Genomic DNA, 440 nt, shown 5'->3' on the forward strand with positions numbered 1-440 from the left:
GGTCAGGGTCAGGTTGGCGGATTGACCCGCTTGTCCCTGCGGCGCAATACCTGCGGCCAGTACGCCGCTACTGGTTAAGTCGCCGCCGGCGGTGAGCTGTATATGCTGGCTCGCCTGCAGGTTACCGCTGTTCGTCAGTGTTCCCGCCGTGGTGATCACTACCTCCCCCGCCGCCGCGCCGAGCGTCCCGGCGTTACGTACCCCGACTCCCGCTTCGGTGCCTCGCAGGACAATTTTATTGGCATACATACCGCCGAGCTGGGAGACATCCACCGCAAACTGTGGGCGTTCGCCGTCGCGGGCGCTCTGGGCGTGGACCTCGCCGTTACGCGCATCAATCTTATTCGCCCCAACGGTTATCGTCAGCGCCTTGGCGTGCACTGCCGCATTGATTTTTACCGCACGGGCCAGCAGCTCGGTGCTATCTTGGCGCGTACTAT

The 440-nt window shown here is 63.2% G+C and carries 1 protein-coding gene; it reads right to left on the reverse strand.

All coding sequences use genetic code 11. From position 1 onward, the window contains the following. The coding region (locus HGT70_RS16460) for a two-partner secretion domain-containing protein (RefSeq protein ID WP_214196578.1) at positions 1–440 on the reverse strand (440 nt) is incomplete at both ends.

This window comes from Rosenbergiella collisarenosi (genome assembly GCF_018494085.1).
In the GTDB taxonomy this organism is placed as follows: domain Bacteria; phylum Pseudomonadota; class Gammaproteobacteria; order Enterobacterales; family Enterobacteriaceae; genus Rosenbergiella; species Rosenbergiella collisarenosi.